Below are 14,071 nucleotides of genomic sequence, written 5' to 3'. Positions count from 1 at the left end.
CAGGGTTACGGCGGTTATGGCGGGAAGGAAACACCCGGTTACATTCCGAACCCGGAAGTTAAGCTTCTCTGCGCCGATGGTACTGCACTCGGGAGGGTGTGGGAGAGTAGGTCACCGCCGGACAATCTTTGTATGGGAAAGCCCCGACGCCCACCGCGTCGGGGCTTTTTCATTTGTCCCGGCTAGTGGGTGCTGAGCGTGGCGGCGGCGACGACCAGCAGCAGCGTGCCCGACACGGCCGAGATGCGGCGGGCGGCCTTCGGCGTGCCGGTCAAGGCCCGGCTGGCGCGCGCCGTGGCCACCGCGATCAGACCGTAGAGGGCGGCACAGTTCACGACGTGCAGGAGGCCGAGCACGGTCAGCTGGATGGCCAGCGGCACGCCCGTACCCGGCGAGATGAACTGCGGCATCAGCGACAGATAGAGCAGCAGGCCCTTCGGATTGAGCAGGGACGTGAGCATGCTCTGCCGCAGCACCACGCCGGTCGGTTGCTCAGAAGTGGGGCCGACACCGGGGTGGCCGGCCGAAGTGCGCAACGACATGAGGGTCCGGACGGCGAGGAAGACCAAGTACGCCGCGCCGGCGTAGCGCATCGCGGGCAGGGCGGCGGGCACGGCACGCAACGCCGCCGCGAGACCGGCCGCGGCCAGCACAGTGTGCACCGCATAACCGCAGCAGATACCGGCCACCGCCGTCAGGCCGGTGCGGCGGCCCTGGCCGAGCGAGCGGGCCATCACATACAGCATGTCCGGGCCTGGCGTGAAGATGAGCAGCACGTCCATGCCCAGGAAGAGCAGAAGCGACCCGAGTTCCATGAGGTTCCACCTCCCTTGACCTTTGCGACGGTAGTCCAGGAGGGTTGGCACACGATAGTGGATTTGTGCTGGTCCGGCGGGCGGAATGGCAGAATATTGCGCTGTGGATCGGATTGATCGCAGGATTCTTCAAGAGCTTCAGCGGGACGGGCGGCTCAGCAACACGGAGCTGGCCGACAGGGTCGGGCTCACGCCGTCACCGTGCCTGCGCCGGGTACGGCACCTCGAGGAGACCGGCGTCATCCGCGGCTACCGGGCGCTGCTGGACGGGGCCGCGGTAGGGCGCGGATTTGAGGCGTTCGTCACGGTGGTCATGAGGTATGAGGATCATGACACGGTGGCGGAGTTCGAGCGTCAGGTGGCAGGAATGCCGGAGGTCGTGGAGGCGCATCGGTTGTTCGGCGATCCCGACTTCCTGCTGCGGGTGGCCGTGGCGGACCTGGCGGCCTACGAGCGGTTCTACTCCGAGACGCTCTCCGGGCTGCCGGGTGTGGCACAGGTGACCTCACATGTGGCGATGAAGGCCGTAAAGCCGGACACGGGACTGCCGGTGGTCCCATGAGCTGGGTGGCCGCACGCGCGGACGGGGCCCGCGCGTGTTGTCGCGCGAGCCCCGTATCACCATGTCAATGGTGCTGCTGGCGGATCACTTCGGGAGGACCAGGAGAGCATCGCCCACGGCGCGCTCCGCCCCGTCCGACGGCCGGTTGACCAGCTTGTTGCCGACCACCATCGCCGTCGATCCGCCCCCGTCCAGGTTGATGGCCTGCCGCGCGCCCAGCCACCGCATGAACTGAGCCGCCTCATGGAAGTTCGCCCCCACGGTGATCCCGGGCTGCCGGCCGTCGACGGTGGCCAGGATCAGGCTGCCGTTCCTGGTGACGCCGAGCAGGGTGCGCGGGTGGCGGCGCAGGATCATGTTCATCGAGTCGTGGCCGTCCTGCTTGGCCGTGATCTTGACCTTGCCATTCCTGACGAGGCCGACGCCGCCCGCGACCACATGCAGGTCCGGGGTCAGCTTGAGTGCCTTCTTGGTACGCAGGTCCACGACCTTGGTGTCGACCTTGACCGTCCAGTCCTGCCAGGCGTGCTGGTTGAGCCAGTCGCCGGCCACGCCGTTGCCGTGCAGTACCCGTGTGCCCTTGGCCACCGCGGCGCCCGAGACCCGTACGCCGATGATCTTGCCGTTGACGTCCATGACGACGTCGGTCCCGCCGGCGGGCGTGTTGGCTCCGTACTCCTCCGTGTACAGCACCAGCTCGTCCGTGGCCGCGGCCCGGTTGATCCCGTTGATCGCGGCCCGCTCGCCATCCTGCGAGATCGCCGTGACCGTGGTCTTCAGCTCCGTGATCTTGGCGGTGCGGCCCTGGAGCACGACGGCCGAGCGGCCGGGCACGGCCTCGCTCAGCAGCCTGCCGGCCACCACGGACGCGCCGACGGGCTCGCCGCGCAGCTCCTTGGCAGTGTGGATGTTGAAGAAGCCGCCGTTGAGCCCGACCACGGCCTTGGCGGCCTTGGCCATGGACGAGACCGTCTCCCGCTTGGCGACGCTGGTGCCGAGCGAGGCCGCGTACGAGCCGCGGAACGTCCTGGCGTCGATCATGACGACCTTGACGTTCCACGGGCCGGTGGTCTTGAGTCCATCGTCGCCGAGGTAGTCGACCTTGACCTTCAGCCCCGCGTCCTTGAACTTCTTGGCCGCCTCGTCGGCCTTCTTCTTGTCCTTGAGCGACCACAGGCCGACCCGCACCATGTACTCGGTCTTGGCGGGTGCGTCGGCGACGGCGGGCCGGACGATCTCCTGCAGGCTGGGGGTCTCCCCGATGGCCTCCACCTCGGCGACCTTGGTCTCGGCGTTCGCGAGCGTGCCCGTGTCGCGGCCGTTCGGCATCAGTACGGTCAGGGTGTAGCCGTCGGTCGAGCTGCCGGCCTTCACGTCGTACAGGTCGATACCCTGTGCCACGGTGGTCATCGCCTTGGTCGGCACGGACCTGGCGCCCAGCGGGAACCTGGCCGACGGGAACTTCACCGACGCCTGCTCTGCCGCGACCGACGCGGCAGGCAGCGTGGTGACAGTGATCGCCGCGGCTATGGCCAGGCCGCCGGCGATGGTGCGTCGAGACATGAACTCTCCAGAGGGCAGTAAAGGGACCGCACCATAGTGGCGAGATCAAGGTCACCCGGGCGGGAGAACACGCGAAATCCACATGAGGGGTTACAGAATTGACATCACCCGTGGATACAATTTGGGTATGACACGCATCTGCATGTGGTGGCGGCCGACAGACGGCCGCTGATTTCCCATGCATGGGCCGTCTCCGAGACGGCCCACCGAAATGCGCGCGCGGGTCCTCTCCGGGACGGCATCGACCTCAAAGGAGAAGACCGGCATGAACGACGTGGTGCTCACGGGCGATCGCCCGACCGGCCGGCTGCATCTGGGCCACTATTTCGGCTCGCTGGCCAACCGCGTGAAACTGCAGCATGACTACCCCATGTACGTCCTGATCGCCGATTACCAGGTGATCACCGACCGCGACCTGCCCGGCGAGATCCAGCGCAACATCACCGATTTACTGCTCGACTACCTGGCGATCGGGCTGGACCCGGCGAAGGTGACGATCTTCCAGCACAGCGCGATCCCGGAGCTGAACCAGCTGCTGCTGCCGTTCCTGAGCCTGGTGTCGGTGGCCGAGCTGCGCCGCAATCCCACGGTGAAGGACGAGATCGCGCACAGCTCGCAGCAGGCGGTCAGCGGCCTGATGTTCACCTATCCGGTGCATCAGGCGGCCGACATCCTGTTCTGCAAGGGCACGCTCGTGCCCGTCGGCAAGGACCAGCTGCCGCACATCGAGGTGACGCGGCTGGTGGCGCGCCGTTTCAACGAGCGTTACGCCGAGGTGTTCCCGCTGCCGGAGGCGATGCTGGGCGAGCGGCCGCTGCTCAAGGGGCTGGACGGCGGCAAGATGAGCAAGAGCCGTGGCAACGCGATCGACCTGGCGGCCACCGAGGACGAGACGGCCGCGCTCATCCGCAAGGCCCGCACCGACGCCGATCGGCTGATCACGTACGACGAGACGCACCGTCCGGAGGTGGCGAACCTCCTGACGGTGGCGGGCCTCTGCCTGGACCGCCCGCCGCAGGACATCGCCGACGAGATCGGGCACGGCGGCGCCGCCGCGCTCAAGCGCCTGGTCACCGAGGCGGTCAACGAGTTCCTGCGGCCGATCAGGCAACGCCGTCGCGAGCACACTGAGGCCGACGCCAGGCAGATCCTGGCCGCGGGCAACGAGCGTGCTCGCGAACGCGCGGTCCGTACCCTCGACGAGGTCAGGGCCGCGATGGGCTTTTGACGACGGCCACCGCTGCCGCCGACGTCACCCCGGCCACCGGGGACGTCGGCGAGTCCGTGGCCCGCATGCCGGCACCGCCCTGGGGTCAGCGGGTCTGGTAGACCTTCCGCAGCGTCTCGTGCACGATCCACGTCGTCCTGGCGCCCTCCGCCAGCAAGCACACGTCTCCAGGGCTCACCTCTATCGTGGCGCCGCCCTCGACGGCGATCGTGGCGCGCCCCGACAGCACGACGAAGATCTCGTCCCGCTCCACGTCCGTGATGACGCCCGGCGTGATCTCCCAGATCCCCCGGCCGTCGCCGAGCTCCAGAGACGACGTGGTGGGGTCGCCTGCGACGATCTGCTGGGGATCGAGCTCGTGAGGGGTCAGCCGCACGTCGTGAACGGGCACGGAGAACGCGCCTGCGGTGGCGAGCATGCGGCCGAGGTCGGCCAGGTCCGGCATCAGCACATCAGACATATCGGCCATTCCAGCACATCTGTGCGGTCACCTGTTCTCCCGGCGGAAGGATTCCAGCGCCAGCAGGGCCACGTGGAGCGACAAACACGACTCGACGTCGTCGAGGTCGGTGTCGAGGATGCGCTCGAGGCGGCGCAGGCGGTCGTAGAAGGCGGGCCTGGACAGATGTGCCTTCTGTGCGGCGACCGCCTTGTTGCGCCCCGCGTCCAGGTAGATGCGCAGGATCCGGGCGAGGTCGCCGCCCCGCTGCGCGTCGTGGGCCAGCAGCGGCGCCAACTCCCGCTCGGCGAACGTCTGCAGCCGCGCGTCGTCCCGCAGCAGATGGAGCAGACCGCGCAGGCGCAGGTCCGGCAGCCGGTAGAAGGCCCGGCCGTCCGGCTGGCGCACCGCCACGTCGGCGACCTGCTCGGCCTCCAGGAAACTACGGCGTACGTCCCTGATGGATTCCACCACCGAGCCGGCCGCCAGCACGAACGCCGATCCCGGCCGCCACAACACCCGCAGCCGCTCGGACAGCGCCGTCAGGGCGGGCTCTGCCTGGGTACGCGGCGGCAGCGGCAGCAGGACCCCCACACGTTCCTGGTCGAGCGCACCGACCAGGGCGGGCAGGCGGGCGTCGCGGCAGGCCCCGGCGGTGGCCTCGGCCAGCTCGCCGAGCTGCGCCTGGCCGTCCAGCGCCTGGTCGGCCGGGTCGGTCGGCCTGATGACCACGCTGATCAGCTTGCGCCCCGTCAGTGGTACGCCGACCGCGCGGGCACGCGCGGCGGCCTCGTCCGGGTCGGAGTAGGCGTGGGTGAGGATGCCGGTGATGATCGTGCCATGGGCCTGGCGCTCCAGCGACTCCTGGTGGCGTTCCAGCAGCCGGCCCAGCGCGAGCGTGGTGGCCGCCCGCTCGGCCAGCACCAGGTCGCGCGGCGACGGCGCGACGTCGCAGATCAGGATCAGCCTGCCCCAGTCCTGCCCGCGGGCCCCTACCGTGGTGACCAGCCAGCCGGAGGCCGGGTCGTACGCGGTGCGCTCGGCCGGTGCCACCGCCCGCGACCTGGTCTCCCACCCGGCCAGCAGGGCGCCCGCGTCGCGGCCCGCGGACTCGCAGGCCAGCACCTGGTGCGCGAGGTTCTCCAGCAGCACCGGCCGGTTGGACAGCCGGGCGACCTGAGCGAGCACCTCGGTCGGCGAGGCACCCTCGACCGACAGCTCGGTGAAGACCTCGTGCAGCTGCTCAGAGGCCCGCAGCTCCTCCAGCTGGATGTCGATGATCCAGGCGTGCACGGACTCGGTGATCTGCACGAACGGGGTCTCCCGGGTCAGCACGATGACCGGCAGTCCGTGTTCCTCGGCCGACTTGACCACCGCGGGCGGCAGCTCCCGTACGAACCTGCGGCCGAGCTCCACGATCAGCCCCGACGCGCCCACGGCGGACAGCTCGCCGATGTAGTCGGCGAGTTTCTCCGGATCGTCGGGCAGCGCGACGCCCGTGGTCAGCACCAGCTCGCCGCCACGCAGCAGGTTGGCGATGTCGGCGATCTCGCCGACATGCACCCACCGGACCTTCGTGTCCAGCCGGTCCCCGCCCGCGACCACTCGCGGGCCGCCCCGACGCACGGTATCCAGGGCAAGGACGTCGGCAATGGTGGGCAGCACGGGGCAGAGCCTAGCCGATCAATCTGTAATAACGGCTATGCAGACATTTACGTTGTGTCAGGAGTAAAGGTCTTCGTCGCGGAACTCCCGCCGAGGCTCCCGCACGCGCAGCTCGACCCGGCGGATCTTGCCGGAGATCGTCTTGGGCAGCTCGCCGAACTCCAGCCGCCGCACCCGCTTGTACGGCGCCAGCTCCCGCCGGCAGTGCTCGAAGATCGATCGGGCGGTCTCCTCGCCGGGCTCGAACCCGGGCGCGAGCGTCACGTACGCCTTCGGCACCGCCAGCCGCACCGGGTCGGGCGCGGGCACCACGGCCGCCTCCGCCACGGCCGCGTGCTCCAGCAGCACGCTCTCCAGCTCGAACGGCGAGATGCGGTAGTCCGAGGCCTTGAAGACGTCGTCGGTCCGGCCGATGTAGGTGAGGTAACCGTCCTGGTCGCGGGTGGCGACATCGCCGGTGTGGTAGTAGCCGTCCCGCGTGGCCTCGGCGGAGGCGCCGACGTACCCCGCCATGAGCCCCAGCGGGCGGCGCTCGTCCAGCGGCAGGCAGATCTCGCCGTCGTCCCCAGGCTCGCCGCTGACCGGGTCGATGAGGACGACGTCGTAGCCGGGCAGCGGCCTGCCCATCGATCCGGGCTTGACCGGCTCGTCCGGCGCGTTGCCGATTTGCGCGGTGGTCTCGGTCTGGCCGTAGCCGTCCCTGATGGTGATGCCCCAGGCCTTGGCCACCTGGTCGATGATCTCAGGGTTGAGCGGCTCGCCGGCGGCCACGGCCGTACGCAGCGGCAGCTTCCATGCCGCCAGGTCCTCCTGGATGAGCATCCGCCACACGGTCGGCGGCGCGCAGAACGTGGTGACCCGCTCGTCCCGCAGCACCTCCAGCAGCGCGGGCGCGGAGAAGCGCTGGTAGTCGTGGACCAGCACGGTCGCCCCGGCGTTCCACGGCGCGAACACGTTGCTCCACGCGTGTTTGGCCCACCCCGGCGAGGACACGTTGAGATGCACGTCGCCGGGCCGCACCCCGATCCATAACATGGTCGACAGGTGCCCGGCCGGATAGGACGCGTGCGTGTGCTCGACCAGCTTGGGCTGGGACGTGGTGCCGGAGGTGAAATAGAGCAGCAGCGTGTCGCCCGCCGACGTCGGCGCGTCGGGGGTGAAGTCCTCCTGCGCCCCGTACGCCTCGTGATACGGCAACCAGTTGTAGGCGTCCCCTACAGCGATCCTCGTGAACTCCCCGGTGCCGAACTTGCCGGCGTCGGCCGCGTTCGCGATCACGTGGGAGACGCCGCCGCGCTGGATGCGCTCGACGATGTCCTTGTCCGTCAGCAGCGTCGTGGCGGGGATGATGACCGCGCCGAGCTTCATCGCGGCCAGCAGCGCCTCCCACAGCTCGGCCTGGTTGCCCAGCATGAGCAGGATCCGGTCGCCCCGGCGCACTCCCTGCTCGTGCAGCCAGTTCGCGACCTGGTTGGAGCGGGCCGACAACCCGGCGAAGGTGTAGGCGGCCCGGCTCGACCCCACGATCTTGAGCGCGACGGCGTCGGGCGTCTCGGCGGCCAGCACGCCGTCGAACCAGTCGAGCGCCCAGTTGAACTCGGCGAGCTCCGGCCAGCGGAAGTCGCGCCGCGCGGTGGCGAGGTCGGCGTGGAGGAGGAAGTCGCGGGCGGCACGGAAATCGTCCATGTCCCGGATCCTGCTACGTCGTCAGCCGCCGCTCAAGGCCGTCGAGCACAGACACCAGACCGAAGTCGAAGGCCACTGCACGGACGGTGGCCGGATCGTCGTACATCTCCGTGTTGACGCGTTCGAGCATGTCGGGAAAGTCCCTGGCGGCCTTTCTGAGCATCGTGCGCATCTCGTCCGGGTCGTACTCGTGACGGTCCATGGCGTTGTTCCAGGCGACCTCGGGAAGCGTCGTCCCGTAGACGTAGGCCGTGACCGTGGAGGTGGCGTAGTCGACGTCCATCCCCTTGAATCCGGCCGTCGCGAACACCCGGCGCATCCGGTCGGCCGCCTGGAGCGCTTTGGGGCCGAGCGCAGGCAGCCGGCCGAGCAGGTCGGCCGACCACGGGTGGCGCAGCATCGCCTGGCGCATGCTGTAAGCCAGGACCGAGGCGGCCTCGCGCCAGCCCACCTCCTCGGGGTCGGGCACCGTCAGCTCGCCCCACATCTCGTCGTAGGCCAGCTCGAGCAGCTCGTCCTTGTTGGCGACGTACCAATAGAGGCTGGTGGCGCCCGCGCTGAGCTTCGCGCCGAGCTTACGCATGCTCAGGCCGTCCAGGCCCTCCTCGTCCAGCAGCTCGATCGCCGCTTTGACGATCTCCTCGCGGCTACGGCCCGGGCTCGTGGTCTTTCGCGGATCGCGGGTCCAGACGGAGGTGAACTGCTTGGCGTTCATTACCTCAGGATAAAGGCACTCGCACACTGTGCGAGAGTTGTCGTACAGTGTGCGAGTGAACTCGAACACTGTACGAGACCCCCGTCGCTGGTGGATCCTCGTCGTCCTGTGCTTGGCGCTGCTGGTCCTGGTGGTGGACAACACCATCCTGAACCTCGCCATCCCCTCGCTGAACGAGGAAATGGGCGCGACCCCGTCGGACATCCAGTGGATCATCGACGCGTACGTGCTGGCCTACGCCGGGCTCCTGCTCACCTCGGGCAGCCTGTCCGACAAGTACGGCCGCCGCCTCTTCCTGATCATCGGCTTGGCGTTCTTCGGCGGCGCGTCGCTGCTGGCGGTGCTCGTCACCGAGCCCTGGCAACTGATCGCCGCCCGGGCGCTGATGGGCATCGGCGGTTCGCTCGTCATGCCGTCCACGCTGTCGATCCTGATGACCGTGTTCGACGAGGGCGAGCGGCGCAAAGCGATGGCGTCCTGGAGCGCCGTGGCCCTGGTCGGCATGGTGTCGGGTCCGACCCTGGGCGGATTCATGCTGGAGCACTACTGGTGGGGCTCGGTCTTCTTGCTGAATGTCCCGATCGCGGCCATCGCCATCGTGGCCGCCGTCGTGCTCATGCCCGAGAGCCGCAGCACCGGGCGGAAGATCGATCCGATCGGCGTGGGGCTGTCGATCGTCGGCCTCACCGCGGCCGTCTACGTGATCATCGAGCGCGAGTGGAACATCCCCCTCATCGCGGTGGCGGTCATCGCCCTGGCCGCCTTCGTGGTCTGGGAGCGCACGCGGGAGCAGCCGATGTTGCCGCTTCACCTGTTCGCCAACCGCAACTTCAGTGGCGCGTCGTTCTCGATCCTGCTGATGGCGTTCGGCGCGGGCGCCGTGATGCTGATGCTCACCCAATACCTCCAGTTCGTGCTGGGTTACGGGGAGATGCAGGCGGGCCTGGCGATGTTGCCCTATGCCGTGGCCGCGGCCGTCTTCAACGGCGTGGGCGCCGGTCTCGGGCAGAAGGTGAGCAACCGGGTGCTGATCGGCGCCGGGTTGCTGCTGATGGCGGGAGGGTTCGTCGTCATGGCGATGACCACCGGATACCTGCCGCTGCTCATCGGGCTGGTGATCATGGGCATCGGCGGCGGGCTGGCGGGCCCTTCCGCCTACGCCTCGCTCATGGGAGCCATCCCGATGGAGCACGCCGGCGTCGGCTCCGCGCTCAACGACACCGTCCAGCAGGTCGGCATGGCGCTGAGCATCGCCATCCTCGGCAGCGTGCTGGCCGGGCAGTACACCTCGCAGATGCCTGCCGAACTGCCCGCCGAGGCCAGGGAGTCCATCGGGGCCGCGCACCTCATGGGCTTCCCCGAGGCCGCCAACGAGGCGTTCACCTCCGCCATGCACCTCGGCTCATGGGTGGGCGCCGCGTTCTGCGTGGCCGCCGCGCTGCTCGCGATGTCCGTGCTGCGCCCCGCCCAGCCCGTCGCGGCCCCCGAGCACGAGACGGTCTAGCGGACACGGGGCTCCCGCATGCTCTCCAGGCTGTCCAGCTTGTGGGTGCGCTCGTCGTGGCCGATCTGCCGGAGCAGGTCGGCCACCGAGCGGTAGCGGCCGTACTCGGCGGCGTACGTGCCGGGGTCAGGCACGAAGTCCAGGTCCGGGTTCTCCGCCACGAACGTCATGTACTCGTGCTCGGCGTGGTCCTCGAACTCCGCGTTCAGCCGGTAGCTCCAGTCCGGCCTGGCCAGGAACAACACCCAGGACACGTGGTAGTAGAAGAACGCGATCACCCACGGCGCCGCCTTGTGCAGCAGCCAGTTCTGCCGCTGCCCGGTGCGCTGCACGAGATCCTGCATGATCAGCAGGTGCCACTGCTCGTTGTCCTGGTCGGCGCGGGCCTCCACGATCCGCTCGAAAACCCGCTTGGCCAGCGCCGAGCGGCCCGCGTGCCGGTGCACCGCCCAGTAGCCCATCCGCTCCCACGCCTGGTACGGCACCCGCGCGATGATCTCCAGCATGGCGAACTTCGTGTACGAGCCCTTCTTGCCGTACATGAGATCCACGGGCTTGAACATCATTTTGGCCAGCAGACTGTACTTCATGCGCGGGGTGTCCAGGGTGTCCTGCTGGGCGCGGCGCAGTTGCTCGCGGTCGAGCTTGGGCGGTCCGGACGGGGCGGCGGGCCGGTGGTCGACGGTGATGGTCATCTCGATCTCTCCTTCGGTTCGGATGATCCGATAGTGGTCGAGAGAGGTGCTCCGGGGCGTCGCCCGCCAGTGGTCTTCTCCAGTGCTTCCGGCGGCGTAGCGAGCGGTCCTGATGTACATCGCCAGGCGCACGGGAGATCCCCTAAGGGGTGGATTTACGGGTTGTAACCTGATTTAGCCGCAAGCCGACAGTTTGCGGATAGGAGGACGAGGACCAGGACGGGATACTCGATACCATGTCGGAGCTACTCGCGCGCCATCGGGCAGTGATGCCCAACTGGTTGGCACTCAACTACAACGAGCCCATCGAGATCGTCAACGGTAAGGGCAACCGGGTCATCGACGCCGACGGCAAGAGCTACCTGGACTTCTTCGCCGGCATCCTGACCAACATGATCGGCTACGACGTGCCCGAAGTGCGCGAGGCCGTCGAGCGCCAGCTCGCCACCGGGGTGGTGCACACCAGCACCGTCTACCTGCTGCGCGGCCAGATCGAGCTGGCCGAGAAGATCGCGCGGCTCTCCGGCATCCCTGACGCCAAGGTCTTCTTCACCAACTCCGGCACCGAGGCCAACGAGACGGCGCTGCTGCTCGCCACGTACGCCCGCAAGAGCGACCAGGTGCTCGCCATGCGGCAGAGCTACCACGGGCGCAGCTTCGGCGCGATCAGCGTCACCTCCAACCGGTCGTGGAAGAACAACTCGCTCTCCCCGCTCAACGTGCACTTCCTGCACGGCGCCGACCGGCACCTGGCGCAGTTCAAGGGCCTGTCGGACGCCGACTACATCGCCGCCTGCGTGGACGACCTGCGGCACGTGCTGGCCACCGCGGTCTCCAACGACGTGGCCGCGCTGATCGCCGAGCCGATCCAGGGCGTGGGCGGGTTCACGATGGCGCCCGACGGGCTGTTCGCCGCGTACAAGGAGGTCCTCGACGAGCAGGGCATCCTGTTCATCTCGGACGAGGTGCAGACCGGCTGGGGACGGACCGGCAGCGCGTTCTTCGGCATCGAGAACCACGGCGTCACCCCGGACATGATCACCTTCGCCAAGGGGCTGGGCAACGGGTTCGCCGTGGGCGGCATCGTGGCGCGGGGCGATCTGATGGACGCGCCGCACGCCGTGGGCCTGTCCACGTTCGGCGGCAACCCGATCTCCATGGCCGCCGCCAACGCCACCCTTGACTACGTGCTCGACCACGACCTGCAGGCCAACGCCGCGCGGACCGGCGAGATCATCATCCGGGGACTGCGTGAGGCCGCTCAGCGGCTGCCCGTGGTCAAGGGCGTCCGCGGCAAGGGCCTCATGTTCGCCGTCGAGCTGGAGTCGCCCGCCCAGGCGGCCCGCTTCATGGAGGTGACCAAGAGGGCGGGGCTGCTGGCCGGCAAGGGCGGCCTGTACGGCACCGCCATCCGCATGGCCCCGCCTCTCACCCTCACGGTGGAGGAGGCCGTGGAGGGCCTCGGCATCATCGTCACCGCCCTGGAAACCATCAACGCAGAGGCAGCAGCACAGTGAAATCCGTCAGGCACTGGATCAACGGCGCACCGTACGAGGGCGGCGCCCGTACCACCGAGCTGTTCAACCCGGCGACCGGCGAGGTCAGCGGGCACGTCGCGCTCGCCTCGGCCGCCGACGTGGACGCGGCCGTGGCGGCCGCCGTCGCGGCCTTCCCCGCCTGGCGGGACGCGTCGCTGGTCAAGCGGTCCCAGGTGCTCTTCCGCTTCCGCGAGCTCATGTACGCCCACCGCGACGAGCTGGCCGCGCTGATCTCCGCCGAGCACGGCAAGGTACACGCCGACGCGCTCGGCGAGGTCGCCCGCGGACTGGAGGTCGTGGAGTTCGCCTGCGGCATCCCGCACCTGCTCAAGGGCGGCTTCTCCGAGGGCGTCTCGACCCGGGTCGACTCCTACTCCATCCGCCAGCCGCTCGGTGTCGTGGCCGGGATCACGCCGTTCAACTTCCCCGCCATGGTGCCGATGTGGATGTACCCCATCGCGATCGCCTGCGGGAACACCTTCGTGCTCAAGCCGTCGGAGAAGGACCCGTCCGCGTCGCTGCTGATGGCGCGGCTGTGGACGGAGGCCGGGCTGCCCGACGGCGTGTTCAACGTCGTGCAGGGTGACAAGGTCGCCGTCGACCGGCTGCTCGAGCACCCCGACGTACGCGGCGTGTCGTTCGTCGGCTCCACCCCGATCGCCAAGTACGTCTACGAGACCGGCACCGCCCACGGCAAGCGCGTGCAGGCGCTCGGTGGCGCCAAGAACCACATGCTCGTGCTCCCGGACGCCGACCTCGATCTGGTGGCGGACTCTGCGGTGTCGGCGGGGTTCGGCTCGGCGGGGGAGCGGTGCATGGCGATCTCCGTCGTCCTGGCCGTGGACCCGATCGGCGACGAGCTCGTCCAGAAGATCGTGGAGCGGGTCGACAAGCTCGTGATCGGCCCGGGCGACGACCCGAAGTCCGAGATGGGGCCGCTGGTCACCGCGGCGCACCGCGACAAGGTCGCCTCCTACCTGGACCTCGGTGTCGAGGAGGGCGCCAAGCTGGTCGTGGACGGCCGCGAGACGCCCGTGCTCGGCGGCGGCAGGGCGGCGGAGACACAGGGCTTCTGGCTCGGGCCGACGGTGCTCGACCACGTGCCCGCCGGCTCGCGCACGCACACCGACGAGATCTTCGGTCCGGTGTTGTCGATCGTGCGCGTCGGCTCGTACGAGGAGGGGCTGGAGGTCATCAACGGCGGCCTCTACGGCAACGGCACCGCGATCTTCACCAACGACGGCGGCGCGGCCCGGCGTTTCCAGAACGAGGTCGAGGTCGGCATGGTCGGCATCAACGTGCCGATTCCGGTCCCGATGGCCTTCTACAGCTTCGGCGGCTGGAAGTCCTCGCTCTTCGGCGACACCCACGTGCACGGCACCGAGGGGGTGCACTTCTACACCCGTGGCAAGGTCGTCACCTCACGCTGGCTCGACCCCTCGCACGGCGGCGTGAACCTGGGCTTCCCCACGAACAAGTAAGTCGCGATTCCGGTCGGGAGCGACGTGCGTCCTCCCGGCCCGGTCCCCGGTAAGCTCCCAGGCACCGGACAGAGGGGGACATCGTGCATCGCCGCCGTACTTATGCCTTGGCGCTCGCCGCATCGGCGCTGGTCGCCTGCATGGGCGCGGCGACTCCCACCCCGGCCCCCACTCCGACGC

General features: G+C 68.9%; 12 protein-coding genes and 1 rRNA gene. 6 read left to right on the top strand and 7 right to left on the bottom strand.

Features of this window, described 5'->3' with window-relative positions; translation table 11 throughout:
* The first annotated feature begins 6 nt into the window (after positions 1-6).
* Positions 7-123 (top strand): 5S ribosomal RNA (rrf, locus tag ETD86_RS45725).
* 59 nt (positions 124-182) lie between these two features.
* Here rrf and ETD86_RS45720 read toward each other — a convergent pair.
* Complete coding sequence (locus ETD86_RS45720; protein ID WP_138672891.1) at positions 183-815, bottom strand: LysE family translocator; 633 nt, start codon at positions 813-815, stop codon at positions 183-185.
* 103 nt (positions 816-918) lie between these two features.
* Here ETD86_RS45720 and ETD86_RS45715 point away from each other — a divergent pair, with 103 nt between their 5' ends.
* Positions 919-1,377 (top strand): Lrp/AsnC family transcriptional regulator, encoded by a 459-nt coding sequence (locus tag ETD86_RS45715; protein ID WP_138672890.1) that lies wholly within the window; start codon positions 919-921, stop codon positions 1,375-1,377.
* 84 nt (positions 1,378-1,461) lie between these two features.
* Here ETD86_RS45715 and ETD86_RS45710 read toward each other — a convergent pair whose 3' ends face one another.
* Positions 1,462-2,940, bottom strand: a complete 1,479-nt coding sequence (locus tag ETD86_RS45710; protein WP_138672889.1) for a phosphodiester glycosidase family protein — start codon at positions 2,938-2,940, stop codon at positions 1,462-1,464.
* Positions 2,941-3,205: 265 nt separating this feature from the next.
* On the opposite strand from ETD86_RS45710, the gene trpS reads away from it, so the two are divergent.
* Positions 3,206-4,168 carry a tryptophan--tRNA ligase gene (gene trpS, locus ETD86_RS45705; protein ID WP_138672888.1) on the top strand — a complete coding sequence of 321 codons (963 nt, stop codon included), beginning with the start codon at positions 3,206-3,208 and terminating at the stop codon, positions 4,166-4,168.
* An 85-nt stretch (positions 4,169-4,253) separates the two neighbouring features.
* Here trpS and ETD86_RS45700 read toward each other — a convergent pair whose 3' ends face one another.
* The 4 genes from ETD86_RS45700 to ETD86_RS45685 are packed head-to-tail and all read right to left on the bottom strand — an operon-like array spanning position 4,254 to position 8,673.
* A complete protein-coding gene (locus ETD86_RS45700; RefSeq protein ID WP_138672887.1) occupies positions 4,254-4,628 on the bottom strand; it encodes a cupin domain-containing protein in 375 nt (124 codons plus the stop codon).
* Between the two features lie 27 nt (positions 4,629-4,655).
* Positions 4,656-6,272: a PucR family transcriptional regulator gene (locus tag ETD86_RS45695; RefSeq protein WP_138672886.1), complete on the bottom strand. Its 1,617-nt coding sequence runs from the start codon at positions 6,270-6,272 to the stop codon at positions 4,656-4,658.
* 57 nt (positions 6,273-6,329) lie between these two features.
* Positions 6,330-7,958 (bottom strand): AMP-binding protein, encoded by a 1,629-nt coding sequence (locus ETD86_RS45690; protein WP_138672885.1) that lies wholly within the window; start codon positions 7,956-7,958, stop codon positions 6,330-6,332.
* Between the two features lie 13 nt (positions 7,959-7,971).
* Positions 7,972-8,673: a TetR/AcrR family transcriptional regulator C-terminal domain-containing protein gene (locus ETD86_RS45685; RefSeq protein ID WP_138672884.1), complete on the bottom strand. Its 702-nt coding sequence runs from the start codon at positions 8,671-8,673 to the stop codon at positions 7,972-7,974.
* Between the two features lie 55 nt (positions 8,674-8,728).
* On the opposite strand from ETD86_RS45685, the gene ETD86_RS45680 reads away from it, so the two are divergent.
* Positions 8,729-10,177 carry an MFS transporter gene (locus tag ETD86_RS45680; RefSeq protein ID WP_138672883.1) on the top strand — a complete coding sequence of 483 codons (1,449 nt, stop codon included), beginning with the start codon at positions 8,729-8,731 and terminating at the stop codon, positions 10,175-10,177.
* On the opposite strand, the gene ETD86_RS45675 is transcribed toward ETD86_RS45680, so the two are convergent.
* On the bottom strand, positions 10,174-10,872 hold the full coding sequence (locus tag ETD86_RS45675; RefSeq protein ID WP_138672882.1) for an alternative oxidase: 699 nt from the start codon (positions 10,870-10,872) through the stop codon (positions 10,174-10,176). The two genes, ETD86_RS45680 and ETD86_RS45675, sit on opposite strands and share 4 nt — an antisense overlap.
* 236 nt (positions 10,873-11,108) lie before the next feature.
* Here ETD86_RS45675 and ETD86_RS45670 point away from each other — a divergent pair, with 236 nt between their 5' ends.
* Together ETD86_RS45670 and ETD86_RS45665 are read left to right on the top strand one after the other, a co-directional pair.
* Positions 11,109-12,389 (top strand): aspartate aminotransferase family protein, encoded by a 1,281-nt coding sequence (locus ETD86_RS45670; RefSeq protein ID WP_138672881.1) that lies wholly within the window; start codon positions 11,109-11,111, stop codon positions 12,387-12,389.
* On the top strand, positions 12,386-13,891 hold the full coding sequence (locus ETD86_RS45665) for a CoA-acylating methylmalonate-semialdehyde dehydrogenase (protein ID WP_138672880.1): 1,506 nt from the start codon (positions 12,386-12,388) through the stop codon (positions 13,889-13,891). The genes ETD86_RS45670 and ETD86_RS45665 overlap by 4 nt, the downstream gene beginning before the upstream one ends.
* Positions 13,892-14,071 lie beyond the last annotated feature (180 nt).

The sequence above is a fragment of the Nonomuraea turkmeniaca genome (genome assembly GCF_005889735.1).
In the GTDB taxonomy this organism is placed as follows: domain Bacteria; phylum Actinomycetota; class Actinomycetes; order Streptosporangiales; family Streptosporangiaceae; genus Nonomuraea; species Nonomuraea turkmeniaca.
This window is presented reverse-complemented; position numbering and strand designations above follow the sequence as displayed.

Bases quoted from the DNA above. Each gene is read 5' to 3' on its own strand.
- ETD86_RS45720 (WP_138672891.1), bottom strand. From the start codon at position 815: ATGGAACTCGGGTCGCTTCTGCTCTTCCTGGGCATGGACGTGCTGCTC.
- ETD86_RS45710 (WP_138672889.1), bottom strand. From the start codon at position 2,940: ATGTCTCGACGCACCATCGCCGGCGGCCTGGCCATAGCCGCGGCGATC.
- trpS (WP_138672888.1), top strand. From the start codon at position 3,206: ATGAACGACGTGGTGCTCACGGGCGATCGCCCGACCGGCCGGCTGCAT.
- ETD86_RS45700 (WP_138672887.1), bottom strand. From the start codon at position 4,628: ATGTCTGATGTGCTGATGCCGGACCTGGCCGACCTCGGCCGCATGCTC.
- ETD86_RS45690 (WP_138672885.1), bottom strand. From the start codon at position 7,958: ATGGACGATTTCCGTGCCGCCCGCGACTTCCTCCTCCACGCCGACCTC.
- ETD86_RS45685 (WP_138672884.1), bottom strand. From the start codon at position 8,673: ATGAACGCCAAGCAGTTCACCTCCGTCTGGACCCGCGATCCGCGAAAG.
- ETD86_RS45675 (WP_138672882.1), bottom strand. From the start codon at position 10,872: ATGACCATCACCGTCGACCACCGGCCCGCCGCCCCGTCCGGACCGCCC.
- ETD86_RS45670 (WP_138672881.1), top strand. From the start codon at position 11,109: ATGTCGGAGCTACTCGCGCGCCATCGGGCAGTGATGCCCAACTGGTTG.